The 26,527-nt window shown below is 44.6% G+C and carries 18 protein-coding genes; 13 read left to right on the forward strand and 5 right to left on the reverse strand.

Annotated features, from left to right (window positions below):
* Positions 1–27: 27 nt before the first annotated feature.
* From MADE_RS08675 to rpsO, 9 genes are all read left to right on the forward strand, one after another.
* A complete protein-coding gene (locus MADE_RS08675) occupies positions 28–3,363 on the forward strand; it encodes an MHYT domain-containing protein (RefSeq protein WP_012518249.1) in 3,336 nt (1,111 codons plus the stop codon).
* Positions 3,364–3,377: 14 nt separating this feature from the next.
* On the forward strand, positions 3,378–4,379 hold the full coding sequence (locus MADE_RS08680; protein WP_041912872.1) for a response regulator: 1,002 nt from the start codon (positions 3,378–3,380) through the stop codon (positions 4,377–4,379).
* Positions 4,380–4,687: 308 nt separating this feature from the next.
* Entirely contained in the window at positions 4,688–5,146 is a 459-nt protein-coding gene (gene rimP, locus MADE_RS08685; RefSeq protein ID WP_012518251.1) for a ribosome maturation factor RimP, read from the forward strand.
* A 45-nt stretch (positions 5,147–5,191) separates the two neighbouring features.
* A complete protein-coding gene (gene nusA, locus MADE_RS08690; RefSeq protein ID WP_012518252.1) occupies positions 5,192–6,688 on the forward strand; it encodes a transcription termination factor NusA in 1,497 nt (498 codons plus the stop codon).
* A 24-nt stretch (positions 6,689–6,712) separates the two neighbouring features.
* Complete coding sequence (gene infB / locus MADE_RS08695; protein ID WP_012518253.1) at positions 6,713–9,319, forward strand: translation initiation factor IF-2; 2,607 nt, start codon at positions 6,713–6,715, stop codon at positions 9,317–9,319.
* Positions 9,320–9,436: 117 nt separating this feature from the next.
* Positions 9,437–9,838 carry a 30S ribosome-binding factor RbfA gene (gene rbfA, locus MADE_RS08700; protein ID WP_012518254.1) on the forward strand — a complete coding sequence of 134 codons (402 nt, stop codon included), beginning with the start codon at positions 9,437–9,439 and terminating at the stop codon, positions 9,836–9,838.
* Positions 9,839–10,810, forward strand: a complete 972-nt coding sequence (gene truB / locus MADE_RS08705) for a tRNA pseudouridine(55) synthase TruB (protein ID WP_012518255.1) — start codon at positions 9,839–9,841, stop codon at positions 10,808–10,810.
* Between the two features lie 194 nt (positions 10,811–11,004).
* On the forward strand, positions 11,005–12,291 hold the full coding sequence (locus MADE_RS08710) for a hypothetical protein (RefSeq protein WP_012518256.1): 1,287 nt from the start codon (positions 11,005–11,007) through the stop codon (positions 12,289–12,291).
* A 111-nt stretch (positions 12,292–12,402) separates the two neighbouring features.
* Positions 12,403–12,672 carry a 30S ribosomal protein S15 gene (gene rpsO / locus MADE_RS08715; RefSeq protein WP_012518257.1) on the forward strand — a complete coding sequence of 90 codons (270 nt, stop codon included), beginning with the start codon at positions 12,403–12,405 and terminating at the stop codon, positions 12,670–12,672.
* A gap of 188 nt (positions 12,673–12,860) precedes the next feature.
* Here rpsO and rluF read toward each other — a convergent pair whose 3' ends face one another.
* From rluF to MADE_RS08730, 3 genes are all read right to left on the reverse strand, one after another.
* Positions 12,861–13,607 (reverse strand): 23S rRNA pseudouridine(2604) synthase RluF, encoded by a 747-nt coding sequence (gene rluF / locus MADE_RS08720; protein WP_012518258.1) that lies wholly within the window; start codon positions 13,605–13,607, stop codon positions 12,861–12,863.
* A gap of 153 nt (positions 13,608–13,760) precedes the next feature.
* A complete protein-coding gene (locus tag MADE_RS08725) occupies positions 13,761–14,570 on the reverse strand; it encodes an AAA family ATPase (RefSeq protein WP_012518259.1) in 810 nt (269 codons plus the stop codon).
* A gap of 215 nt (positions 14,571–14,785) precedes the next feature.
* Entirely contained in the window at positions 14,786–16,342 is a 1,557-nt protein-coding gene (locus tag MADE_RS08730; protein WP_012518260.1) for a carbon-nitrogen hydrolase family protein, read from the reverse strand.
* A gap of 282 nt (positions 16,343–16,624) precedes the next feature.
* On the opposite strand from MADE_RS08730, the gene MADE_RS08735 reads away from it, so the two are divergent.
* The gene (locus MADE_RS08735) at positions 16,625–17,296 is read left to right on the forward strand and encodes a 2OG-Fe(II) oxygenase (RefSeq protein WP_012518262.1); all 672 of its coding nucleotides are present in this window, start codon (positions 16,625–16,627) and stop codon (positions 17,294–17,296) included.
* Between the two features lie 285 nt (positions 17,297–17,581).
* A complete protein-coding gene (locus tag MADE_RS08740) occupies positions 17,582–19,267 on the forward strand; it encodes a response regulator (RefSeq protein ID WP_012518264.1) in 1,686 nt (561 codons plus the stop codon).
* Positions 19,268–19,395: 128 nt separating this feature from the next.
* Here MADE_RS08740 and MADE_RS08745 read toward each other — a convergent pair whose 3' ends face one another.
* Together MADE_RS08745 and MADE_RS08750 are read right to left on the reverse strand one after the other, a co-directional pair.
* Positions 19,396–21,987, reverse strand: coding sequence for an ExeM/NucH family extracellular endonuclease (locus tag MADE_RS08745; protein WP_012518265.1), 2,592 nt, complete (start codon positions 21,985–21,987; stop codon positions 19,396–19,398).
* Between the two features lie 320 nt (positions 21,988–22,307).
* Complete coding sequence (locus tag MADE_RS08750) at positions 22,308–23,636, reverse strand: DUF2252 family protein (protein WP_012518266.1); 1,329 nt, start codon at positions 23,634–23,636, stop codon at positions 22,308–22,310.
* A gap of 311 nt (positions 23,637–23,947) precedes the next feature.
* On the opposite strand from MADE_RS08750, the gene ahpC reads away from it, so the two are divergent.
* The gene (gene ahpC / locus MADE_RS08760) at positions 23,948–24,505 is read left to right on the forward strand and encodes an alkyl hydroperoxide reductase subunit C (protein ID WP_431603865.1); all 558 of its coding nucleotides are present in this window, start codon (positions 23,948–23,950) and stop codon (positions 24,503–24,505) included.
* A gap of 176 nt (positions 24,506–24,681) precedes the next feature.
* On the forward strand, positions 24,682–26,271 hold the full coding sequence (gene ahpF, locus MADE_RS08765) for an alkyl hydroperoxide reductase subunit F (RefSeq protein WP_012518269.1): 1,590 nt from the start codon (positions 24,682–24,684) through the stop codon (positions 26,269–26,271).
* Positions 26,272–26,527: the final 256 nt, after the last annotated feature.

The following is a 26,527-nucleotide window of genomic DNA, read 5'->3' on the forward strand; positions in this document are numbered from 1 at the left end:
TTAACTAGAAGGTAGTTTTGCCGCGTTATGATATCTCGCTTTTTTACGTTTGAAGAAAGCGCCACTTTGCTAGAGGGCGCCTACCACTTTCCCCTCGTAGTATTGTCTCTTTTAGTCGCAATATTTGCATCATTTATGGCGTTTAATGTCGCAGGACAAGCTGCCGTTACAACCGATCACCTTCGCCGGAATACGCTATTGGGAACGGGCAGTATTGCGCTTGGTGGCGGCATTTGGTCTATGCATTTTCTGGGCATGACCGCGTTTGATTTGTGCGTATCTGTTGAATATGACCCCCTTATAACGGGGCTGTCGGCCCTGCCGGGCATTGCGGCGGCATGGGTAGCGCTGAATTTACTAATTAAAACCCGCATCAGTGTGAGTGAAGTTATTCTTGGCGGTGTATTGGTAGGCGCAGGTATTGGTACTATGCACTACAGTGGTATGGCGGCAATGGAAATGGCACCTTTGCTGCGATACAACTTACCTATGTTCGCGCTGTCCATTATAGTAGCAGTACTTCTTGCCATGCTTTCACTTTGGATTAAGTTTGGAATAAGAGCGGCAACGAAGTCTAAAAAGCTTTTGGGTAAACACGTTTTACTAGCTAGTGTAGTTATGGGGTGTGCTATTGCAGGAATGCATTATACCGGCATGGCCGCAGCGCGTTTTGTTTTGCCGCCTGGTATGGAAACCTCTGCTCAATCATCAAATATCGCGGTCTTTTTGGCCGTATCAATAGCAATAGTTACACTTATACTTATTACTATGGTGTTGGGTATCAGCCTGTTATTCAAATACCGTGACGTTATGGTACGGGCAATCGAAAGCGAACGAATTCAAAGAGCAATAACCGACACGGCAGTAGATGCCATCATGACTGTCAATGATAAAGGCATCATAAAAACGGCTAACCCTGCCGTAGAACATATTTATGGTTATAAGCCTGATGAACTCATTGGTCTTCACGCGTCTGAAATTGTTCCTCATGAAAGGCGCCACCTTTACGACGATGACTTTTTTAGTCAACGGGTTGTGCCCACTGAGCAAATTATTGGTACTGGACGTGAAGTAGAAATATTAAGAAAAGGTGGTGAAAAGATACCGGTTCGCCTCGGTGTGGGGTATACGAAAATTGATGGAAAGCCGGTTTTTGTTTCGTTTGCTTCCGATTTGCGCAAACGTAAAGAAATAGAAGATGCCCTTCGTGAAAGTGAGGCTAAGTTTAGAAGTTTGATTTCTAATATTCCGGGAGTAGCGTATCGCTGTCTGAATATGCCTGGCTGGCCAATGGTATTTATTAGTGATGCGGTTACAGAAGTAACGGGTTATTCACCCGAAGATTTTGTATTGCCAGACCCAAAGCGTTCTTTTAGTGACCTTTATCATCCTGACGATGTGGAAAGGCTTTGTAATGTAAACAGCGACGGGGGCCCGTTCTCCTATGAATATCGCATTGTTGCAAAATCAGGCGAAGTTAAATGGGTAACGGAGCACGGCGTTCATGTTAAAGATGAAGATGGCAACGTGCTTTACGTAGATGGGTTTATCTCTGATATCACTCAAAGACGTGTAATGGAAGATGAGCTTAAAGCCGCGAAAGAAAAGGCAGAGCAGGCTGCCGCAGCCCGTACGGCCTTCTTAGCAAATATGAGCCATGAAATTCGTACACCCATGAACGCGATTATTGGCTTTAGCGACCTCATGTTAGGCGAGGCCTTACGAGACGAACAAAAATCTCATCTCACTACAATTAATCGTTCGGCGCGCTCCCTGCTTCACCTACTCAATGATATTTTGGACAGTGCTAAGTTAGATAAAGGAAAGCTTGATCTAGACTATCGCGACTTCCTTATACGTGAAGAATTAGACCTTGTTGTATCGACCTTTTGGTTAGAAGCTAAACGCAAAAAGGTCGACCTAGTACTTAACGTGGATGCGTCGGTTGCCGATGGTTACCGAGGTGTACCAGAGCGCATGCGGCAAGTACTTAACAACCTGATTGGCAATGCTGTGAAGTTTACGCACGAAGGCAAAGTAGAAATAGCGGTAAGAAGTGAAGGAGAGCTTGTTTACTTTGATGTTTCAGATACCGGCATTGGGATGACGAAAGCGCAGTTGGACAATGTATTCGACCCGTTCTCTCAAGCCGATGCGTCAATGAGTAGAAAGTATGGGGGGACCGGGTTAGGTACCACGATTTCGAAACAGCTGGTAGAGCTGATGGGCGGCAATATTTGTGCAACCAGTGAAGAAGGGAAAGGGACGACCTTTACCTTTCGGCTACCGTTAGAAGTTGTTGCGTTAGATGAAACGAGCAAGGCTGACGCGGATGCAAAAATAACGCATATCGAGTCTACACTGAATATTCTGGTAGTGGATGATGTTCAGCAAAATATTGAGTTACTTTCATTACTGCTTAAACGCTCAGGGCACAAGGTAGAGACGGCAACAGACGGTTTGATCGCACTTAAAAAAATGCGCGCACAGTCTTTTGATGTGGTGTTGATGGATTTACAAATGCCTAACCTCGATGGTTTAGAGGCAGCTAAACAACGTCGACTTTATGAAAAAGATCAGGGATTACCTGCAACGCCTATCATCGCACTTACTGCAAGTGTGCTCGTTCAAGATAAGTATGAGGCAGAGCAAGCCGGTATGGAAGGATTTGCTAATAAGCCTGTGGATTTCTCCTTATTAATGGAAGAGATTGTGCGGGTACTTAACCTGGAAACTGAGCAGGTGAAAGTATCAGAAAACGCGCTGCCAACGCAGCATCGCGCATCTACACTCAGTGTTGAAAAGCATATTTTAGATATCAATAAGGCCATTGATTTGTGGGGCAACGAAGATACGGTGCTCCAAGAGGTCGATAAATTTACCTCTTCTTGTCGAGATAAAATAGATGCGCTGATGAGTGCTACAATTAGGGAAGATTACAAAGCGGTAGCAGCTTTAGCACATGGATTGAAAGGCACGTCTGGGAATTTATGTTTAACCACGTTTTTCCGCACCACGCGAGATATAGAGTCTCAAGCGCTGAAGTCACACGTTGATATAGAAAACATTAATGTATTAAGAGACGCATTAGATAAAATTGAATTAATGTTGAGCGAGTCGCCCTTGTACGCTGAGGATGCTATAAATGAAAGCATCGACAACGAGCTGTTACTTAGCCATTTAATGTCGCTGCTTGAAAGCGTTGACAAAAATATGGTGGATGAAGAAGAGTTGGCTTTCCTGCGTGAAGTAGGGTGTTCTAGTCATAAAGAACAAATAACGCAAATCATATTAGATATAGACGATTTCGAATTTGAACTCGCGCATGAACGGATTTCGTTAATGTTAGAAGAGTTAAAGTAGCCATGGGACAGGGCATGTTAGATATTGATATTGAAAAACCCACTTTATTGCTTGTAGACGACGAGCCTGTCAATCTCCGCGTTTTAAAGCAACTACTAGCCAACGATTATCAGCTTATTTTTGCGAGAAATGGCGAGGAAGCGCTCAAATTAGCGCCAAGCAGGCAGCCAAATTTAATTTTGCTGGATGTCATGATGCCAGGTTTAACGGGCTTTGAAGTATGCAGACAGTTAAAGCAGCAAGAAAATACAAAGCAGATACCTGTTATATTCGTCACCGCGTTAAATGATGAGCAAGATGAAACACAAGGTTTTGACGCTGGCGCAGTAGATTATATTACTAAGCCTATTTCACCTGCTATAGTAAAAGCGCGGGTTAAAACTCACCTAAGTTTGGTCCAAGCCGACGAGTTGCTCGACAGCCGTTTACAAGTTGTACAGCGCCTCGGTAAAGCAGCTGAGTATAAAGATAATGAGACGGGTATGCATGTCATGCGTATGAGTCATTATTCGAAAGAACTGGCGCTGGCTTATGGCCTATCAGAGAAGCAAGCTGAGATTCTGCTTCATGCAGCCCCTATGCATGACATAGGGAAAATAGGCATTGCAGACAGTATCATGCTTAAGCCTGGTAAATTGACCGATGAAGAATTTGCGACCATGAAGCACCACCCTGAGATAGGGGCTGAAATCATTGGTGATTGTGGTGACTCGGTTTTATTAAAAGTCGCTAAATCGGTGTCTTTAACCCACCATGAAAAATGGGATGGTACCGGTTATCCCAACGGGCTAGCAGGCGAGGATATTCCTATTGAAGGCCGAATTTGCGCTCTTGCTGATGTGTTTGATGCCCTAACCAGTAAGCGTCCTTACAAAGACGCTTGGAGTATCGAAAAAACTATCGATTTTTTAGAGAGTCAACGAGGCAAGCATTTTGAGCCTCGTTTAGTTGATTTAATAATCGAAATAATGCCGAAAATTCTCGACATTAAAGCCACCTTCAAAGACGAAGACTAAGTATTGGCTGTTGCTTAATGCGCCGCCTATACGTATAATGGACACATTAAGTGATGAGCGCGGGCTCCCTCAGAGTTCAGAAATGAGTGTTCAGGAAAGTAACGCCCTCATCCATAGCAAGCTATCACCTAACGGTGGTTTTACCCATAAGTTTGCAACTGCCCTTGTTGGCAGGTATGGGTTCAGAATTTTAATAAAAGCCCCGCTAGTCCGGGGCTTTTTGTTGTATTAAAACCTGGAGTCAGCCTCGCTGAGCCGGGTGATGACAGGTGGGCTTTAGGCCCTTTTTTCGTTTTTGGAGGTTTGCATTGGCAAAACTTGAAGAGAAGCTAACCGAAATGCTAGAACCAGGTGTTGAAGCACTTGGATTTGAGTTGGTTGGCATCGAGTTTGTACGAGCGGGGAAACATTCGATTCTTCGCGTTTTTATTGATCATGAAAACGGGATTACCGTAGATGATTGTGCAGATGTAAGTCATCAGGTTAGCGCGATTTTGGACGTTGAAGATCCAATTAGCACTGAATATAACTTGGAAGTGTCATCACCAGGTATGGACAGACCGCTTTTCAAAGAAAAGCATTACATCGAGTCTGTGGGTGAAGTGGTTCAGGTTCGTTTGTCTATGCCGATGGACGACAGACGCAATTTTAAAGGCAAAGTACTTGCGTGCGAAAACGGCATGGTAAGTATTGAAGTGGATGGCCAGCAGTTCCAGTTAGCTGTGGCGAATATCGAAAAAGGTAACGTTGTTCCCACGTTCGATTAACGGAACAGCTCTGCTTTCATCGACGAAAGCAAAAGTGAGGCGAAAATGAATAAAGAAATTTTGTTAGTGGCGGAAGCCGTTTCAAATGAAAAACAAGTGCCTAGAGAAAAGATTTTTGAAGCGCTAGAGTTTGCTATTGCTAGCGCAACAAAAAAGAAAAACGAAGGCGAAATTGAAGTTCGTGTAAGCATCGACAGAACGTCTGGTGACTTTGATACATTCCGTCGCTGGTTGGTTATCCCTGATGATCAAGAACAGGAAAACCCATTTGCTGAAATTACGATTTCTGCGGCGCAAATCGACGAACCAGAGATACAACTTGGCGATTATGTGGAAGAACAGATTGAATCTATCAAATTCGACCGCATAACTACGCAAACAGCTAAGCAAGTTATCGTACAGAAAGTACGTGAAGCTGAGCGTCAGCAGATGATTGCTGAGTACGAAGATAAAGTGGGTGAGTTGGTAACAGGCACGGTTAAGAAAGTTAACCGCGATAATATCATCATCGATTTGGGTAACAACGCTGAAGGTGTTATCTACCGCGATGACATGCTTCCTCGTGAAACTTTCCGTCCTGGTGACCGTGTACGTGGTCTTCTTTACGTAATTCGTCCAGAAGCGCGTGGCGCACAACTATTTATCAGCCGTACGCATCCAGACATGCTAGTTGAACTATTCCGCTTAGAAGTGCCAGAAATCGCGGAAGAAACACTAGAAATTAAATCTGCTGCTCGCGACCCGGGCTCTCGTGCAAAGATTGCTGTTAAAACCAACGATAAGCGTTTAGACCCTGTGGGTGCGTGTGTTGGTATGCGTGGCTCACGTGTACAAGCTGTGTCGGGTGAACTGGGCGGCGAACGTGTTGATATCGTGCTTTGGGATGAAAACCCAGCGCAATTTGTTATCAATGCAATGGCACCTGCTGAAGTAGCATCAATTGTTGTTGACGAAGACAGCAATAACATGGATGTAGCAGTTGAAGCCGATAATCTAGCGCAAGCGATTGGCCGTAGCGGTCAAAACGTTCGCTTAGCAAGCCAGCTAACAGGCTGGGAACTTAACGTGATGACGGTTGAAGACCTCAACAAGAAGCACGAAGAAGAAAACGCGAAGGTACTGAATCTATTTACTGCTGGTTTGGATATTGACGAAGAATTTGCGTCTGTCCTAGTAGATGAAGGCTTTACGACACTAGAAGAAGTGGCATACGTGCCGGCAAGTGAACTTCTAGCGGTTGAAGGGTTAGATGAAGATATGGTTGAAGAGTTGCGCAATAGAGCGCGCGCTTTCTTAACCACGCGTGCACTAGCGAACGAAGAGTCGCTTGAAGGTGCAGAACCTACCGAAGCCTTATTAAATCTTGAGGGTATGAGTAAACACGTGGCTTATGTGTTGGCCAGCCGCGGTGTTATCGACCTAGAGGAATTAGCAGAACAAGGTACCGATGATATCAGTGATATCGATGAACTAGACGAAGAGAAAGCCGGTGAGTTAATCATGGCGGCTCGTAATATCGTATGGTTCAGTGAAGAAGAGTAAGGTCAACAGGGGGAAAAATACGTAATGGCAGATGTATCTATTGAAAAGCTCGCCAGCGACATTGGTACGACCGTTGACCGATTGGTTGGCCAGTTTAAAGACGCGGGTATCTCTAAGAGTGCCGGCGAACAGGTAAACGAAGACGAGAAACAGAAACTATTGGATCATTTAAGTAAGCAACACGGCAGCGCAGCTGAACCAACGCGCATGACACTGAAACGTAAGACGACAAGCACGCTAAGTGTAGGTAAGTCTAAAGAAGTGAAAGTAGAAGTTCGCAAGAAGCGCACTTACGTTAAGCGTAGCGACATTGAAGAGCAGCAGCGTCAAGCGGAAGAAGAGGCGAAGCGTCTTGAAGAAGAAGCACGTCTGAAGCGCGAAGCGGAAGAGAAAGCGGCGGCAGAAGCGAAAAAAGCCGCCGAAGAAAAAGCACGCAAAGCACAAGAAGCGAAAAAAGCCGCTGAAGAAGAGCGTGTTCGTCGCGCAGAACAAGCGAAGAAAGAAGCTGAAGCACGTAAAAAAGACGAGCCAGAGCTAACTGAAGCTGAAAAAGCGGAAGCGGAAGCTGCGCGTCAGGAAGAAGAGCGTTTACGCAAAGCGCAAGAAGAAGAAGCGCAGAAGAAGCTTGAAGAAGACGCGAAGAAAGCGGCTGATGAAGCGCGTAAACTCGCTGAAGAAAACGAACGTCGCTGGAAAGAAGAAGAAGAGCGTCGTAAGAAAGCAGAAGCTGAAGAAGTTCACTTGCACTCTAACCGTTATGCTCAAGAAGCAGAAGACGAAGAAGACATGCAGGTAGAGCGTTCATCGCGCCGTCGTCGTAAGTCTAAGAAAAACGCAGGTGAGCATCTTAAGCAGGGCTTTAATAAGCCAGCGGCACCTGTTGAGCGCGTAGTAAAACTAGGCGCAACCATCACGGTAGGCGAACTTGCTAGTAAACTAGCGATTAAGTCTAATGAAGTTATCAAGACCATGATGAAGATGGGCGAGATGGCGACCATTAACCAAGTGCTAGACCAAGATACAGCGGTACTGGTTATCGAAGAGATGGGTCACAAATACGAACTTGTTAACGATAATGCACTAGAAGATGAGTTGTTAGCAGATGGTACAGACGGTGAGAAAACCAGCCGTGCACCTGTTGTTACTATCATGGGTCACGTTGACCATGGTAAAACATCGTTACTTGACTACATCCGTCGTGCGAAGGTTGCAGATGGTGAAGCGGGTGGTATTACTCAGCACATCGGTGCATATAAAGTACAAACAGATAACGGTGAAATCACGTTCCTAGATACACCTGGACACGCCGCGTTTACGGCAATGCGTGCACGTGGTGCTACGGCAACCGATATCGTTATCCTTGTTGTTGCTGCAGATGACGGCGTAATGCCGCAAACGAAAGAAGCGGTACAGCACGCCCGTGCGGCTGGCGTACCACTGATTGTTGCAGTGAACAAAATGGATAAGGAAACCGCTGATCCAGACCGCGTTAAAACTGAGCTTTCTCAACTTGAAGTTATCTCAGAAGAGTGGGGTGGTGAGCACCAGTTCTGTAACGTATCTGCTAAAACAGGTATGGGCGTAGACGAGCTTCTAGAAGCTATCGTACTACAATCTGAACTGCTTGACCTTCAAGCAGTAGCGGAAGGTCCAGGTCGTGGTATCGTTATTGAGTCTCGCCTTGATAAAGGTCGTGGGCCAGTGGCTTCAGTACTTGTTCAGGAAGGCCAGCTACGCGCGGGTGACATCCTACTATGTGGTGAAGAATACGGCCGCGTTCGTGCTATGCGCGACGAAAACGGTAAAGACATGAAGCTTGCCGGTCCATCTACACCAGTTGAAGTACTTGGTCTTTCAGGTGTACCGGTAGCGGGTGAAGACGCCGCTGTTGTTAAAGACGAGCGTAAAGCGCGTGAAGTAGCCGCTAAGCGTCACCAGAAGAAACGTGAACTTAAACTAGCACGTCAGCAAAAAGCGAAACTTGAAAACATGTTTGCGAACATGGAATCAGGTGATGTTAGCGAACTTAACATCGTACTTAAAGCCGACGTACAGGGTTCTGTAGAAGCGATTTCCGAATCACTTATCAAGCTTTCTACTTCTGAAGTGAAAGTAAATATTGTAGGTAGCGGTGTAGGTGGTATCACTGAAACTGACGCAACTCTTGCAGCTGCATCAGGTGCTATCGTACTTGGCTTTAACGTTCGTGCCGATGCAACTGCCCGTCGCGTACTAGAAGCGGAAGAAATTGATTTACGTTACTACAGCGTTATCTACAACCTAATTGATGAAGTGAAAGCGGCCATGAGTGGTATGCTTGCACCAGAATTCAAGCAGGAAATCATTGGTCTTGCAGAAGTACGTGATGTATTTAAGTCACCGAAACTGGGTGCAATTGCCGGCTGTATGGTTACCGAAGGTAATGTTAAGCGCAGCAATCCAATCCGTGTACTACGTGACAACGTAGTAATTTACGAAGGTGAATTAGAATCACTACGTCGCTTTAAAGATGACGTACAAGACGTTCGTAACGGCATGGAATGTGGTATCGGCGTTAAGAACTACAACGACGTAAAAGTAGGCGACCAAATCGAGGTCTTCGAAATCGTTGAAGTTAAACGCGAAATTTAATTGCCTTAGTTAATTCGGCATGTGAAAAACGGGGGCCGAGTGCTCCCGTTTTTGTCTGTACCTAAAGCGTCAGACCCAACAGCGTGCTTCAAGGTTAAATAAGGAAAGGAGAATACAATGGCTCGTGAGTTTTCACGTACCGACAGAGTTGCTCAGCAAGTTCATAAAGAAGTCGCTAGCATCCTGCAAAATGAATACAAGCACCGTGTGGGTGATATGCCTTTGATTACGGTATCTGACGTAGATGTATCGCGCGATCTAGCGCACGCAAAGATTTTTGTAACCATTTACAACAGCACGGAAGAAGAAGGTAAAGTTCAAATAAAACAGCTAGCAGAGTACAAGAAGTTCATTCGCAGTATTCTTGCTAAACGACTTCGTATGCGTTCAGTCCCTGACCTTCACTTTTTTGAAGATAAATCAATTATTGAAGGTATGCGTATTTCTAATCTTGTGTCTCAGACCATTGCAAAAGATGAGTCAAAGCGCGACCAAGACGATTCACAAGAGCAGGAGTAGATGGCAAGACGTCGTAAAGGCCGTGATATTAACGGCATAGTATTGCTTGATAAACCACTTGGTGGTTCTTCGAATCAGCTTCTTCAAAAAGTGCGTTGGCTTTATAAAGCAGCCAAGGCGGGTCACACAGGAGCGCTTGATCCTCTCGCTAGTGGTATGCTGCCTTTGTGTCTTGGTGAGGCGACTAAGTTTTCTCAGTTTCTGCTCGATGCTGAGAAAACGTATGAAGTTACGGCGCAGCTAGGGGTGCGTACAACCACCTCTGACGCAGACGGCGAAGTTGTTGAAGAAAAGCCCGTCAATGTTAGCGAAGAGCAAGTCCGCGACGCATGCCTTGCTTTTTTAGGTAAAAGCAAACAAATCCCGTCTATGTTTTCTGCACTCAAACATCAAGGTAAGCCGCTGTATTATTATGCCCGACAGGGGATTGAAATAGAGCGAGAGCCCCGTGATATTGAAGTCTTTGAGCTTGACGTGTTGCGCATTGAGCTTCCTTACGTGGATATGCGAATAAAATGCAGCAAAGGCACGTATATACGTTCAATCGTTGATGACTTAGGGCAAAACTTAGGATGCGGTGCCTACGTTACCCGTTTACATCGTACTGAAGTGGCCGATTATCCTACGGATAAAATGGTATCGCTTGAAAAGTTAATTGAAATCCAGGAGTCACTAGACGACGGTGAGTTTAAAGCACTTGATGACTTGCTCATTCCTATGGACACCGCAGTAAGTCGTCTGCCGTTTGTGACTATCAACGACGCTGAAAGAAATCGCTTTGATAATGGACAATCGGTTAAAGGAGAGTGTAGCGAGCCACTTAGTGAGGGCACGTCTTATCGTGTTTATCACGGTGTTGATACCAACGGCATCTTCCTTGGCGTAGGGGAAGGGGTACTTGACCCAAAAGATCAGGGTATACCCAAGCAAGAAATATTCGTTAACCCGAAACGTCGCGTTGTTTATAGTTAGTTCTTAGCAATTAGCGATACCTAGCAAATTATACTCGTTTAAAGCCTTGCGGTTACCGCAAGGCTTTTTTATTGGCAGATAAAGTAGTATAAAAGGCGCACCATTTAGTGGTAGGTTATTTATCACTCATACAGACTTTTACTTTCTGCGAAACGTCTTAAACGGGCGCAGTGTGTTAATTAAGGGATTACACAATGATCAAATGGATTGGTTTATGGCTTTGTTCGCTATGCCTGGTATTTGCAGCGGGTTACTATGCCAATGATAAGCGCCCTACGGTCCCCTCAGAAGCTTCTGTACACATAACCAATGTAGGCGACGGTAAAGATGAACACGTCTCACAAGAAGCGCTACCCCCTCAGCAAGGGGAGACTAAGCGTGATCAGTTACCCAAAGACTCAGCGAGTAAACCTGATGAGATTAGCCTAGAGGCCTGGTTGTCCGACAAGCCCAAGCTTAGCTTAAAACAAATAGGCGCCTTAATTATCTCTATAAGCACGATGGGCGAGCAGGCAATTATCGATACGTTATCAAGCATCGATACGTCTATTAGCGATCCAGATGCCGCCATGATTTTGTCAACAATGGTCTCTCGCTTAGTAGAGCTGAACCCCGAAAAAGCCTGGGACCTTGTTGATAATATGAATATTAACTTGGAAACGAAGCAGCAGTTTCGCGTATCAGTTATAGCGAATTGGGCTAATCAATCGCCCTCTAAGGCCCTTGATTGGTATATTAATAATACTTCACTTACCTCAGGCAGGCTCGAAAACAACATTTACCCTCTGCTCATTTTTAGAGAAATGGCAAGTGAGGACATTGATAGTGCCTTTCAGTCTATCGCTCTTCTTGAGTCAGAAAATTTAAAAAGTGCGGCCTACAGCGGTATTTTTAGTATCCTAGAAACATCAGAGCAGTTTCGAGACACGTTAACGTTAGTAAAACGTTCGGATGACAAACGGTTAGAAACGAATTTAATAAGTGTATGGGTACGCAAAGACGTTGAAAGTACTAAAGCTTGGTTCGATACGCTAGATGACAACGAACGAAAAAATGAGATAAAGCGCGCGGTCTTTAACAGTTATGTAAACCAATCACCCAGTGAAGCTGCTTCCTGGTTTGTAGAACATAGCAGTAGTGAAAACTATCAATCTGATGTTGAACACGCTGCCAGAACAATCGCTTATTTTGAGCCCAACACCGCGCTTAGTTGGGCACAACGTCAAACGAATATCGATACTAAGCAAGCAGTGGTTACCTTATTACAAGGAGCAGTTTACAGATCACCGCAATTTGTCGAACAAAATTTAGACTTAGTTGTAGATCGCGACGCTAAGATAAACATAGCCCACTCGGTGTATTCTGCATACGGATACAAAAGTGACCAGCGGGCAAGGGATTTTTTGAACGGTTTCGAATACAAAAGCGAGTTAGCTAAACGTATTAATAAGGTGGAATCGAACCTTAAACGGGTTAATTGATGAATTTACGTTGTTCGGTCCTTGCTAACTGTGCAAAGGTCATTATAATACGGCGCTCATTCCGCTTTGCTGAATTAGTGATCGGCGAAGCATTAATATTAGGAGAATGACATGTCACTAACTAAAGCAGAAACCGCGAAAATCATTGCTGAGTACGGCGTTAAAGAAGGCGACACTGGTTCACCAGAAGTTCAAGTTGCTTTGCTTACTCACAACATCAACAAGCTTCAAGGTCACTTCGCTGATCACAAGAAAGATCACCACTCACGTCGTGGTCTTCTACGTATGGTTAGCCAACGTCGTAAGCTTCTAGACTACCTTAAAGGCAAGAACGCTGAGCGTTACCTTGACCTAATCAAGCGTCTAGGCCTTCGTCGATAAGACTAGGTTTCAAGAAAAGCGCCCAATGGGCGCTTTTTTTCTGTGTGAATTTTATTCCTTCAAAAAAGCGACGCTTTGTCCTCACATTTTTTATTTGCTAGAAGCTTAGACCATATTTTTGAGATTTGGCGTTCGTTGCAATTAATTATTATCGCATAGGCGCGTTTTAAAGCATTCTTAATGGCATGTTAGTTTGAGGGCGCAGTTTTACTCGATGCTTTAACCGCATTTTGCAACGTGGTTAGCTCGTGTTGGGTGAGGTTACGCCACTGTCCCGGTTTCAGGGCCTTGAGCTCAAGGTGCATAATTCGTGTGCGCTTTAATTTAGTCACCTCATACCCGAGAAATTCACACATTCTGCGGATTTGGCGATTGAGCCCTTGGGTTAGGATAATAGTAAACGTATTTTTACCTGTGGGCTTTACAACACAAGGCTTAGTTACTGTTCCTAAGATAGGGACACCACGGGCCATGCGTTTAACGAAGCGCTCGCTGATAGGCTGGTTAACCGTGACTTCGTACTCTTTATCGTGAGCATTTTCAGCGCGCAATATCTTGTTTACTATATCACCGTCACTGGTCAAGATAATAAGCCCTTCTGATGGCTTATCTAGGCGCCCAACAGGGAAAATACGCGCTTTGTGACCTATGGCATCAATGATGTTTCCCTTAACGTGTCGCTCTGTGGTGCAGGTGATACCTATGGGTTTGTTGTAAACAATATACACCCGATCGGATTTGTCTTTAGCCACCGCCCCAACAATTTTACCATCTACTTTTACGATGTCATTTGGGCCTATCTTGGTGCCAAGTTCTGGAGGATGGTTGTTTACACTAACGCGCTTTTGCTCAATGAGTTTATCAGCTTCACGTCGCGAACACAGGCCGGTGTCACTGATATATTTATTTAAACGTTTTGGCGCTTGGTCACTCATTGCGCAGTATGTCCTATAATTTTTTAAAAGAAGATAATAATATCACGACACACGCTAATACATAAAAAATGAAAGGGGCACATTGCCCCTTTCGTTTCTTCGTTTAACAGTGTGTTGCCTCACCGCTAAATAGAGATTACATCAACCAATATTCTATTGAGTTCCTGCCGTAGCTGGCGCCGAGCCGCTTCCACCTGATGCACCGCTGCGAGACACTACTTTTGTAGCGATTTCGCGGATTTCATTTTCTAAGCTAGTCAGACGGCCAGATAATGTTGTATTGCGCTGCTCTAGAACAGAAAGCTTATCTGAAAGGTTACGCACACTTTGTTGCGCGCTTTGTTTATCGTTAGCCGCTTGCTCAAGCTGAACGTTCACCGCGAGCAACTCGTCTGCCAGCGAGGCCAGCTGATTTTTCACAGAACCAATGGCAGCCGCCTGGGCGTTAACATCGTCAGATACGGAACCAATATTTTTGTTGAGCGCGGTTTGGACGTTGCCAACACGATCGCCTAAATCGGCAATTTCTTTTTGGTTGCGGCGCCAAGCTGAAGCCCATAGCTTGTCCATCTGTTCCCACAGCTCGTTGGTTTTATTACTGAGCTCGGTCACCTTAACCTGAAGCGCGACCGTAGACTCGCCAATTTCTTCGCCAGTGGCAGAGAGTTTGTTTTCAAGCTGCATAATGCGTTTTTCGGCTTGATCGGCAACGGCTTTTTGTTGCTCTAATAGCGTATATAAGTAGTAACAGCCACCACATGCAGCTAACGCTACAATTGCAACCAAGGTTACCCATATTCCATTTCCACCACCGTTCGATGAAGGGGAAGGAGAAGAAGGCGTTGATGACGGCGTGGTAGAGGGTTTTGAAGGTGCCGCTTGCCTTTTGGTTTGGTAATCTCGACGGTCTTCTTCGTCCAGCCTAATTGTTGGAAACTCGTCGTTTTTTGAATTGTTTGCCATAGTAAATTATTTATCTCGTTATGTAGGGCTCGCTAATCACAAGGCTATCATGATGTGCGCTAATAAGAAGAGAGCCCATCCTTTTTTACGCGCTACCGCATGTTATCGCTTATTTAAAGGAAATTCTATGGCTTATGAAGATGTCAACAATACATAAGCCACAAGATTAAACATTTTCTTTAACGCGTTAGATTTAGCTGCGCTGAAACGCGGCTTTAGGATTTGTCGCCGATCCACTCAACCCGATACAAGTCGCGTCTTCTATCAAGGTAGTTTCTTACTGATCCTTCGTTTTGAAGTTTGGTAAGCTTGTCTAAATCTAAATCAACAATGAGAGTCATTTCCGTGTTTGGCGTGGTTTCAGATACAATTGCATCGTGAGGAAACGCAAAATCACTAGGAGAAAATACGGCCGTTTGCCCGTACTGTATGTCTACATTATCAACTTTGGGTAAATTACCAACACTTCCGGCAATGGCAACGTAACATTCATTTTCGATAGCCCGTGCCTGTGCGCACCGGCGTACGCGTAAATAGCCGTTTTTAGTATCAGTCCAAAATGGAACAAAGAGTATTTGCATTTCTTGGTCAGACAGAATGCGCGCAAGCTCGGGGAACTCCACGTCATAGCAAATCAGTACGCCAATTTTACCAAAATCGGTATCGAAGGTTTTAAGGCTGTTACCGCCTTTCATTATCCAATCCTCTTTCTCGTGAGGAGTAGGATGCAGTTTATATTGGCTCTCGATGGTGCCATCTCTTTTACAGATGTAGCTAACGTTGTAAAGCTCTTCCTCTTCCACCACAGGCATAGAGCCAGCAATGATCGTGATATTGTAGGACACCGCTAAATGGGACACCGCTGTTAAAATTTCATCGGTGTAGGTAGCTAAGTGCCAAATAGCGTCAATGGAAGAATCTGACGGGCTAAGCCCCATTAATGGTGCATTGAAAAACTCGGGGAAAAGCGCAACATCACAGGAATAATCTGACAGTGCGTCAACGAAATATTCGACCTGCTGCAATAGCTCTTCTACATTGTTAAAATAGCGCATCTGCCATTGAATACAGCCTATACGGGCGCTGGCCTTTCTGCTTGCGATTAGAGAAGGGGTACCAGGCTCATAGTAAATATTGTGCCACTGAAGCAAGGTGGCATACCCTTGCGACGCTTCATCTTCAGGCAAGTAAGCTGACATAACCTGTTTCACTTCAAAGCCGTTAGAAAGCTGAAAGGTTAAAATAGGGTCGTAGATATCTTTAAGCTTTACCTGTTCAATGTATTCGTATGGCGACAATTCATTAGCGTGGTTTTTGTAGTTTGGTATACGGCCGCCCGCCATTATCGACTTTAAGTTGAGGTTACGACACAGTTCTTTGCGCGCCTCGTACAATCTGCGGCCTAGTCTAAGGCCGCGATACTCAGGGCAAACAATCACTTCAACGCCATATAGCACATCGCCGTTAGGATCGTGAGTGGTCAGGTAGGCGTCGCCGGTTATCTCATCATAACTGTGTTTATCGCCAAACTGGTCATAGTCGACGATAACCGAGATAGCAAAAGCGACCACCTTGCCTTTATCTTCAATACAAATTTGCCCTTCGGGAAAGGTTGTTACCTGGGCTTTGTAATTAGAGTACGGCCAAGCGCCTCCTACATTGGCGTAAACTGTATCCATTAACGCCTTTACATCGTTGTAGTCATCTAGCCTTAAATTTCTCAAGTCTAAATGATGTTCCGTTTCTTCTATTTGTGTTTGATCTTGACTCATGGGTTACTCATGTTTGTTACGCTTTACATCACTTATATTCAAGTATAGTTGATGTTGACTTTAAGTAAGACAAGCAAGAAGCGTGCGATTTCGAAGCACGCTCGCCAGCGATAAAACTTTTTTCTTCTATCGATTAAAATTTTGCGGAGTAAAAACCGCGTTTCACAATTGCCACACTAATGTTAGCGGCGTATAACGTCGCAGCTTTCTCGCGGCGTGCATTAACGCCATCAATGCACATCAAACCTTCTTTGTTTTAATTTATCGGTAAACAAAACGTAAATGAATAAACAGCAACTGACAGCAATACAACCTCTTCATGTTTTTGATGAATCGATTTTCGAAACCATTGTCGATGACCTCGTTACGAAAGGCTTTTCTATACAAGAGAATGGGTTACCTGATTTTATAACACAAGCTCTTTTAGACTGTCAGCGTTCAATTTCTGAGGCAGAATATAAAACGGCCGGCATTGGTCGCGCGGAAAACTATAAAAAAGCGACGAACGTGAGAGGGGATGCAATATGTTGGATTACGGGCTCGTCCCAAGAGGGAGCACTGTGGCTAGCATGGTGTGAAGCAATGCAGCAGTATATAAACCGTTCACTTTTTATGGGGCTTTTTTCGTTTGAAAGTCATTTCGCCTGCTACGGACCGGGTAAATTTTACAAAAGACATGTAGATGCGTTTAAAGGGCAGGGCAATCGCGTGCTTTCACTGGTCGGGTATTTGAATGAAGATTGGCTGGAGGAGAACGGTGGAGAACTGGTCATTTACAATAGCAGTGATGACGTTGAAGGTACCAAAGTCTTACCGAAGAAAAATACCCTTGTCGTCTTTTTGAGCGAACAGTTTCCCCATGAAGTACTGCCTGCTACACGTACCCGTCACTCTATTGCCGGTTGGTTTAGAGTTAACGGCAGCGTTAACGATAACATAGACCCACCGCGTTAAAACTTATGGGGCAATGTTCAGCATGTCTGGTATCTAAAACATAATACTTATGTATAATAACTTCACGCTATCTATCTACAGATAAAGGGTGTAAAACTAAACCTTCACTAGGGTAATATGCTCTAAATGTTTCGTTTTAAAAGCCTTGCTCTTAATGTGGAAGTAAAGTGCTTTTAACTGACGCTTTCCCAGAACGTTTTGTTGATATGGTAGTGCAGTCCACAATAGCATCGCTTAAATGCCTATTGTGCCGCTTAGGGAAAAGACGTAAGAAGTGATTGGTCAATGCTGGAAAAAATACCTGCCCCCACCCCAAGAGAAGAACTCCATGTACTGGTTATCGATAATCAGGGGCTTGTTCATGATGTCGTAGCATCTGCATTGCATGAAATTGGAATAAAGAATGTCAGCAGTGCATTTAACGCATTTCATGCAAAGCGACTATGTGAAGCGCGACAGTTTGATTTTGTATTATTGTCGTTTAACGTAAGCCACGATAAAGATGGCTTTCACCTCTTTGAAGAATTAAAGCACCTCAATCACATCAATGACACAACAACTGTCGTGTTCTTAAGCGCCGAAACATCGCCCGAGCTCGTCAATTGTATTGTCGAACTTCAGCCCGATGATTTTTGGGTAAAACCCCTACAGCGTAATAAAATTGAGTCTCGATTAGACTATTTAATACAAGTGCGCCTTAAGCTGCACAAAATGTTGTACTGTATGCAGATAGGCGACTATTCCACTGCGATGTATTATGCCGAAAGGCAGCTAAAAGACGCCTTGCTTTCTGAGTATCACACAAGAATAAAGCGCTTAATTGGCGATTGCTTATTGCAGCTTCGCGATTACGAGACCGCCGAAGATTATTTTAGGGGCTTATTGCAGAGTATGGACCACGCATGGGTTCATATTGGCTTAACTCGCTCCTTACTTAGACAAGACGAATTAGAAGAAGCCCAGCTTCTTGTCGATGATTTGTTACAAAGGCCTGATACGCGGTTTTTAACGTACGATTTACTGGCGCAGTATTTTATAGAAAAAGAGCAGTTCGATATTGCTTATGAGCAGATGAAAGAAGCGAGTAGGCTTGCGCCCCGTAATATTGAGCGCAACAAGCGCCTATGGGACCTCGCTCGACTTAATCACGACAAAAAAGGCCAGCTTTCTGCCGTTCAAAACATGGCAAAATTTGCTAAAAACTCTATTCACGATTCACCTCAGCTCACGTTAAACGTTATCCGTTCTACTATTGACCTTGCTACTAGCCTGGGCAATACAGAGACAGAAAGGTATTTGCAAAAAGCCGAGTCCGAACTGGAAGAGCTTAAACAGCAAAAAGGTATGCAAAGTCAGCTTGGTGAACAAATTGACGTGGTGAAAGCCCGCGTGCTTTGTCTAAGAGATGATAAGCGTAGTGCAGAAAAATTGATGAAAGATCGCTCAGCTTCTACAGAAGGCTTGTCGATGGAAGACAGTCTGGACAAAATGAAGGCGTTTCATGAACTGGGAATGCGCGAACACTGTGTCAGTATTTTAGATAAGCTACGTAAACAGATTGAAGGCGATACCTTTACCTCGCAAGTGGTCAATGAATACTTAAATCAAGAGTCCATTGAACGCAGTGAGATTCAGTTTACCACCAAAGAACTGAAACAGATGGCAACGGTAAACTATAAAGAGAACCGATTGAACCCCGCCTACAATAACTTGCTGCAGGCACTGACATTGTCGCCTAAAGATAAACAAATTGCGTTGAGTTTATTGAAAGTTATTACCCAAATTCACCTTGACGATAACCTATCTGATGAACAAATGAAGTCGGCAAAGCGTGCAGCAAAGGTACTGTTATCTAGTGAATTATCGACAACGCAAGCGGAGAAGCGGGACCAGTATATTAAGCGTATTGGTATCGAAGTTGACGATACTAATGCCGCTGACTTAGTGGGTATGGTAGTGTCTAAAGCGTGAACGCCTAGTGGTGTGTAGAAATAGAAAATTATGGTGATGCGCCATTGAAAAAGCTGCCTTTAAAGGCAGCTTTTTACGTTTGCGGGTCACATTTTGTTAATGTGAACGGCGCTGGTTATTTTTCAACGTTAGCTTTTCTTTTCAACATTATGCTGACGACGGCGAAAACCTACCATTGCGGCTAGCAATGCGAAAATTCCTCCCATCGCTCCTCCTGAGCTATCCTTGTTGTCATCTTCATCGTCTTCAACTACGTCCGCTTGTAAATCGAATGTGGCGATGAATGGGTCATGGTCCGAGCTTCTAAACGGGCCAACGTCGGTAAATGCGTAGCCTTCTTCTTCAGGATAGAAACGAAGCGCTTGATCGTACTGTAGCTGATACGCTTCCACTGAGTTAATATTCCAGTGCGCACCATCAATAGCGTCTGCAAGCATGGCGTCACTTGCTAACACGTGATCTAAACTACCCACTTGTTCAGTGCCGTAGAACCAATATGAAAAGCCTTCTGCGTCGAACTCTTCGGCTAAATTGTGATAGCCAAAGCTAGATTCAACGTCAACCGAAGCACCTTCGTCCATGCCCGTGTTTATAGCAGTAGCGATGGTGTATCCACGTGATTCAGGTGTGTAATCGGTAAGTACAGCGACAGGGTCTTCAGCACTGTATGCATTTAAGTCGCCCAAGATGACCTTACGCTCAGGCAGGCTCTCATCGCTCAATGCGTTACCAAGCGTGATCGCTGCCGATACGCGAAGTGCATTACAGCTGCCTTGAATTGTCGTAATTTCAGACGGTGCTTCTGCTACGTCCTCAGCACACTGCGAACCTTTAGATTTAAAGTGATTTACCGCAACAAGGAACGACTTGCTACTTTCGTTATGAACGAACGACTGAAGAAGGCTAGGGCGCATACGTGCCAGACTATCTTCATCAATTTGTTGTACTGGCATATCCACAATCATTGCATCGCTTTCAGGTGTCACTACAGACGCCTTATATAGTAAGCCTACGGTAATGGCATCGGTACCTATTTCGCTACCGTCGCTGGTAGCAACAAATGCGTATTGTTCGGTTTCACCTAATTCAGCATTAATGGCATTAACAAGAGACTGGATAGCGCTATCGTCGCCAAAGCCATCATTCTCTATCTCCATTAAGCCAACAACATCAGCATTCAAATTAATAATGGCTTCGACAATACGGCCTTGTTGTAGGGCGAAGGCCACGTCGTCTGACGCACCGCGATTGTTGTCATAATCAAAGGTCACATCGCCGTTTTCATCTACTTCGCCATTGAAATAGTTCAGTACGTTAAACGTCGCGATTGAAAGGTTACCTTCAGCAACAACAGGGTTGGCTTCGCGTGTTGAAGCTACTTCAATGATGTCACTTGGATTTATTCTGTAAGTACCAAAGCTATAGTTTAGCGGGCCCGAGGCCGACACACTGTCGCCAATGCGAATGGCGTTCGCATAGCTGAAAGTAGGGAAGTAATTAAGTGTATCAGGATATTGTGAGCCACTATTGTCTTCAATAGTGAGTAAGCTGGTTTCGCTTGCTTGCTCTGCTGCAACGTAGTCTTCTGACAGTGGAGCTGCAACGTCGCTCGGCTGACGCTTAATCGTGTCACTAACGACAATCTCACCGAAGCGCCACAAGTTATTCGTGCTTATTACGGTAGCATCGGTAACGCTTACTACCATGCCTTCCAGTGTTTCTAAGTCAACTTCATAAGGCATTGAAAGGGCTACGCTCGCAACCGATTCCGCTTCGCCACAATCTAACGCTACCACAGCGCTGTCCATAACCAGCGTGGTCATGCCGTAATTTTCTTCAACTTCTCCGTAAAGACGAACCAGGTTGCCTACTTCAATGTCTATATTACCTTCTACCAACAGGCCTTCAGACGTTGCTTCATTAGCGTCGTAATCTGCCGTTTCTTCTTGGATAAAGAATCCGCCATCTCGCGTACCTGTTACGATAGCTTCTACAATAACCTTATTGCCCACCTCTGCAGAGCTATTCTCACTACCTTGAATAGTACTGATAAGCACCGCGTCATCGCCACAAACCCCTAGCTCAACGGCCGGTACTTCAGGTTCATCGACTACTTCATCTCCACCTTCAGTTGTGAAAGTACCTGTTGGGAAAGGTGTCGTTGCATCGGTATTTGTTGTTGCGCCATCTAACGCATCCACACCGCTGAATGTCCAGTTAGCTGAATCGAAGTTGCCGCCGTTAGCGTTTTGGCCTGAGGTACGGTAAGCCCACCCATCAAGGTATTCCCACGCGGTGCCGTTTCCATCGGTATTAATGTCGCCAAACGTATCAATAACACTACCGTCTTTGAAAAGTTCAATAGCATCGTCGCCATTAATGCCCATTGACGAGCTATCATAGTCAGGTGCTGAACCGAAAAACGCGGTAAAGCCGTCTATTTCAGATGCAACGTAAATATAGGTTCCCGCACTTGCAGATACGCCAGTTGGGAAGGTGAACTCTTCGCCATCTGTGCCACCACCATTATTGGCAGAGCCAACACCATAAGCGGACAAGTCGGCAATGTCGTTGACCACAAAAAGTTCAACGGCTTTGGGTACACCGCCACTTAGCGGCCCATCAATGACACCACTAATGACCAAATCGTTAGCATTAACTGCTGTGGAAGAAAGCGCAGAAATTATCCCTGCAGATAGTAAAGTTAATGATGTTTTCACGTCATTTTCCCTTTGTAGTTTTCATTATTTTTCTAATTCACATCTTTGTGTGTGCTCGCAGGTGTGCAAGCCAGCAATAACCAGGCCCAATGCCATTTTGCTATTGCGAGTACTACCGTAAAGGGATTTCGCGTGGGTAGGAATGATTTAAGCTTATTCAAGCTGTATTTTAATAAATTTATATACAACAGGTACTTATCTTTTATGGGTAAGTTTATTTATGCCTTTGAGTTGTAACAAAGCGCTTAATTATCGCTTAAGTAATTCTATTCGGTGAAGTGTTTAAACCGCTAACGCAAGCTAGGGCGTTACCCATCAATTCATTTGTTTTCAATATGTTGTTTAAATAAAGCATGATCGTCTATTACTTGCTCAGCATACAAATTTGCAACTTTTACCAGTAGGGTCTTTACAGATTCAAATGTTTTAGCCGCAGAAGAGGAGAAGCGGGTACTGCGGCGGTCTCCCCGGCAGTGTGCTAAAGCAAGGCTGTACCCACAAAGTTCAGCAAAGTAATTAAAACCCTTTTCGATGGCTTTTTTGCCCATGGCGATATCGTGCGGGGCAACCCCAACTTTAGCGTGATGGCGCGAGCGCACTAAATAGTGTGCGCCAGCATATTTTACCTCATCGAGCACTAAGTCTGGCCTGCGCTGCATTCGGCGTTGACAGCGGGCGGTAAGATGCGCCGCGTTCAGTCGATTAACCGGGTTAAGCGCTTTAAAATAGTGAATGGGAGCGGCTTCACGCTGCTGCTTCACTTCTACGATATGGCAATGTGAGAAGCTTTCGGCGTTATGCGGTTTGGACGGGCCCACTAAAAAATAATAGCGGTTCATATTAACCGAGCCCGTACCGGCATTTAGGCGTTTAACGATATCCACAACGGCGTCATCCATATAAGGGGCAAAAGCGGCCAGTAACGCTGAATATTCTTGCCCACTTAGTTTAGTGAACTTCTCGCTGTTACGCTTGAAGGCTAATGTGTCGCCCTGTAGTTGTACTGCTTTGGCTAACGCACTTTTTGACGTGAAATCTTCACCACCTGCACTACGCGCCTTTGCTTTGTTATAGAGCTTAGTTAATTTACTGGGAACGGTGCTAGGGCAGGTGTCTATTGCTTCGTTCAGTACTGAAGCGTTTGCTTTAACGCGCTCACATGTCTTTATATAGCTTTCTATAAAACGATACTGAGCTTCAATCACATCCTGATGGCTAACGACCGGCTTCGAATGGTTGATGGCGTCATCTTGATATTTACCTTTAATCACACCAGCGCAATGTGCTCTGGCAAGATGTAAAGACGTGAGATAGCGAAGAACGTCCCATTGCGCTTGTCCTACGCATGCATCATCGAAATCGTTGGGTGAGAAAATAACCGTGTCGCCATGGGAACCCTCTTCGGTAAGAAAACCGAAATTTGAGGTGTGGCAATCGCCCATTACGCTTGTAAGGGGAATTGAGTCACATTCTTTTGGGAAGTTGATGACCCCAGATAGAATATCGGCATAAAATAGCTGGGCACTTCCTCGATAAAACACAAAAGGGCTTGAAGCCATCTTTGTGTGCTTAGCTAGCTGTAAGCTTGGTGTTTGCCCGTCAATGCGTTTGACTGCATCTATGATATGTTGAAGCCGATTGTCTAACATGGTTTTCCTCACCTATTCACGTGGCAAACGCTGAGCTTTGAAGTGCGAGTATTGCAATGCAATTAATCAATTTGGTTCTATTTTCATCGTTCAATTCAATAACCTGATTAAGCGATTCATTTTTACCAATTAGTTTTTTAAAATGATACGCGCTATTCTTATCACCAGTTTCGAGAGACATGAATTTTTCATTAGTGAATAAGTTCACAAAAGTGTAAAACCATGTCGTCACTATAAACGTAAAGTTTGTATTCGCATGCTACTTGCTTGCGAAGATAATTTAAAACCAAAATGGAGAATTAAACATGGCATTGATCAATACTGCTATCAAACCTTTCAAAGCGACTGCATTTAAAGACGGCGAGTTCATTGACGTAAGCAGTGAAGACATCAAAGGTAAATGGGCAGTTTTCGTATTTTACCCAGCTGATTTCACATTCGTATGCCCAACTGAGCTTGGTGACATCGCTGACAAATACGAAGAGCTTCAGTCTCGTGGCGTAGAAGTTTTCTCAGTATCTACTGACACTCACTTCACACACAAAGCATGGCACGATTCTTCAGACACGATCAACAAGATCAAGTTTGCAATGATTGGCGACCCAACAGGTGAAATCACTCGCAACTTCGATTGTATGCGTGAAACTATGGGCCTTGCTGACCGTGCAACATTTGTTGTTGACCCAGAGGGTATCGTCCAAGCAATGGAAATCACGTCTGAAGGTATCGGCCGTGATGCAGACGACCTAGTACGTAAGGTTAAAGCTGCTCAGTACGTAGCAAATAACCCAGGCGAAGTTTGCCCAGCTAAATGGAAAGAAGGTGAAGAAACACTAGCACCTTCTCTAGACCTAGTAGGTAAAATCTAAGCGTCTTGCTTAGAGGCCGATAATGCCGTTGGCGTTAGCTAACGGTAAGCATTGGCAACGTTTATATAGGGAGCGGGTCTCCGCTCCCTGATGTTAATTCCCAATTTCCGCTTATGTAGTTGACCTCAGAAGAAGGTTGGCGGGGATCGGCGTGTCGAAAATAAGGCAGAATAACCGTGTTAACTAAAGAAATTTTACAAGCATTGAAGTCTTATGCTGAAACAATGCAAAAAAACGTAACCTTTGTCGTACAGACCGGTGAACATAGCAAGCGCGACGAGCTTGTGAAGTTTCTGTCCGACATTGCATCAGTAAGCGAAAAACTTAATGTTGAAGAGCGCGACACTAATGGTGAACTCCGCAGCGCTATCAGCTTCCTATTAGAAGCTGACGGTGAAGATACGGGTATCCGTTTCTCAGGCATTCCCGGTGGTCACGAATTCAACTCTTTAGTCCTTGCCATGCTGCACGCAGCAGGCACAGAACTGAAGCTAGATGACAGCGTTAAAGCGATGGTAAAAGCTATCAATGAACCGCTTAACTTCGAAGTGTTCATTAGCCTTAGCTGTCACAACTGCCCAGAGGTCGTTCAGGCGTTAAACCAATTTGCATTGGTTAATCCAAATATTAAAGCTGAAATGATTGATGGCGGTTTATATCAAAACTTAATTCAAGAGCGCGACATTCAAGGTGTACCAAGTGTGTATCTAAATGGCGAGCTATTCGCAAACGGTAAAGTTGACGCTTCTGTGCTTATCAACAAACTTATCGAACGCGACCCAAGCCTTAAAGAAGCGAATAAAGGCGACGCGTTACCGCTGCAAGATGTGACGGTAATTGGCGGTGGCCCAGCTGGCGTAGCATCAGCTATCTACAGCGCTCGTAAAGGTTTGAAAGTAGCAATTGTTGCAGAAACATTTGGCGGGCAGGTTAAAGATACGATGGGCATTGAAAACCTAATCTCTGTGCCTAAAACCACAGGCCCTGAACTTGTTGGCAACTTGATGGAGCACGTACGTGACTACGACATTACACTTAAAGAGCATGTTCGTGTAGATAGCATCGAAAAAGGCAACATCAAAACGATTACGTTGTCTTCTGGCGAGCAAATCCGTACGCGTACGGTAATTGTCGCTACTGGTGCCCGTTGGAGAGAGCTGGGCGTACCAGGTGAAAGAGAAAACGTAGGGAATGGCGTAGCATATTGCCCACACTGTGACGGCCCATTCTTTAAAGGCAAAGACGTGGCGGTAATTGGTGGTGGTAACTCGGGTATTGAGGCTGCACTAGACCTAGCAGGTATAGTGAAATCGGTAACGGTATTTGAATTCATGCCAGAGCTTAAAGCCGATCAGGTATTAATAGACCAAGCTGAAAAGCGCGACAATATCACTATTATTAAAAATGCAGCGACCCGTCAGATCACTGCAGAAAATGGCAAAGTGAATGCGATTGAGTACCAAGACCGTAGTACTAACGAGATTCATACCCGCGAACTAGCAGGTGTATTTGTTCAAATTGGTCTTGTTCCAAACAGCCAGTTCATGAAAGATACGGTTGAAATGACACAATACGGCGAGATTGTGGTAGACAACAAGTGTCATACATCTGAGCCTGGTATATTTGCAGCGGGCGATGTAACAACTGTTCCGTATAAGCAAATTGTTATTTCAATGGGCGAGGGCGCTAAAGCCTCATTGGCAGCGTTCGAGTATTTACTAAGCCACGAAGTCGTTGAATCAGAAGATGAAAGCGAAGCAGCTTAATTAGCGGCGCTTCCTTTACCTACCAATCAAAAAGCCGAACTGACCATGTTAGTTCGGCTTTTTTGTTTTCCTTTTCTAAGTCATCAAATGTATCGTCCTAAATAGTAATGATAGTAGTTTTCATTTAACTGTCAATTTGTTAAATTAGCACCGTTAAAGTAGAAAGAAGTAGAGCGCTCAGCAGTTTTATCCTTCTTTTAGAAACGCGCATTTATGCGTGCTCGGGTGCTTTACCACAAATAAAAAACCTACAAAA

Source organism: Alteromonas mediterranea DE (genome assembly GCF_000020585.3).
Classification (GTDB): domain Bacteria; phylum Pseudomonadota; class Gammaproteobacteria; order Enterobacterales; family Alteromonadaceae; genus Alteromonas; species Alteromonas mediterranea.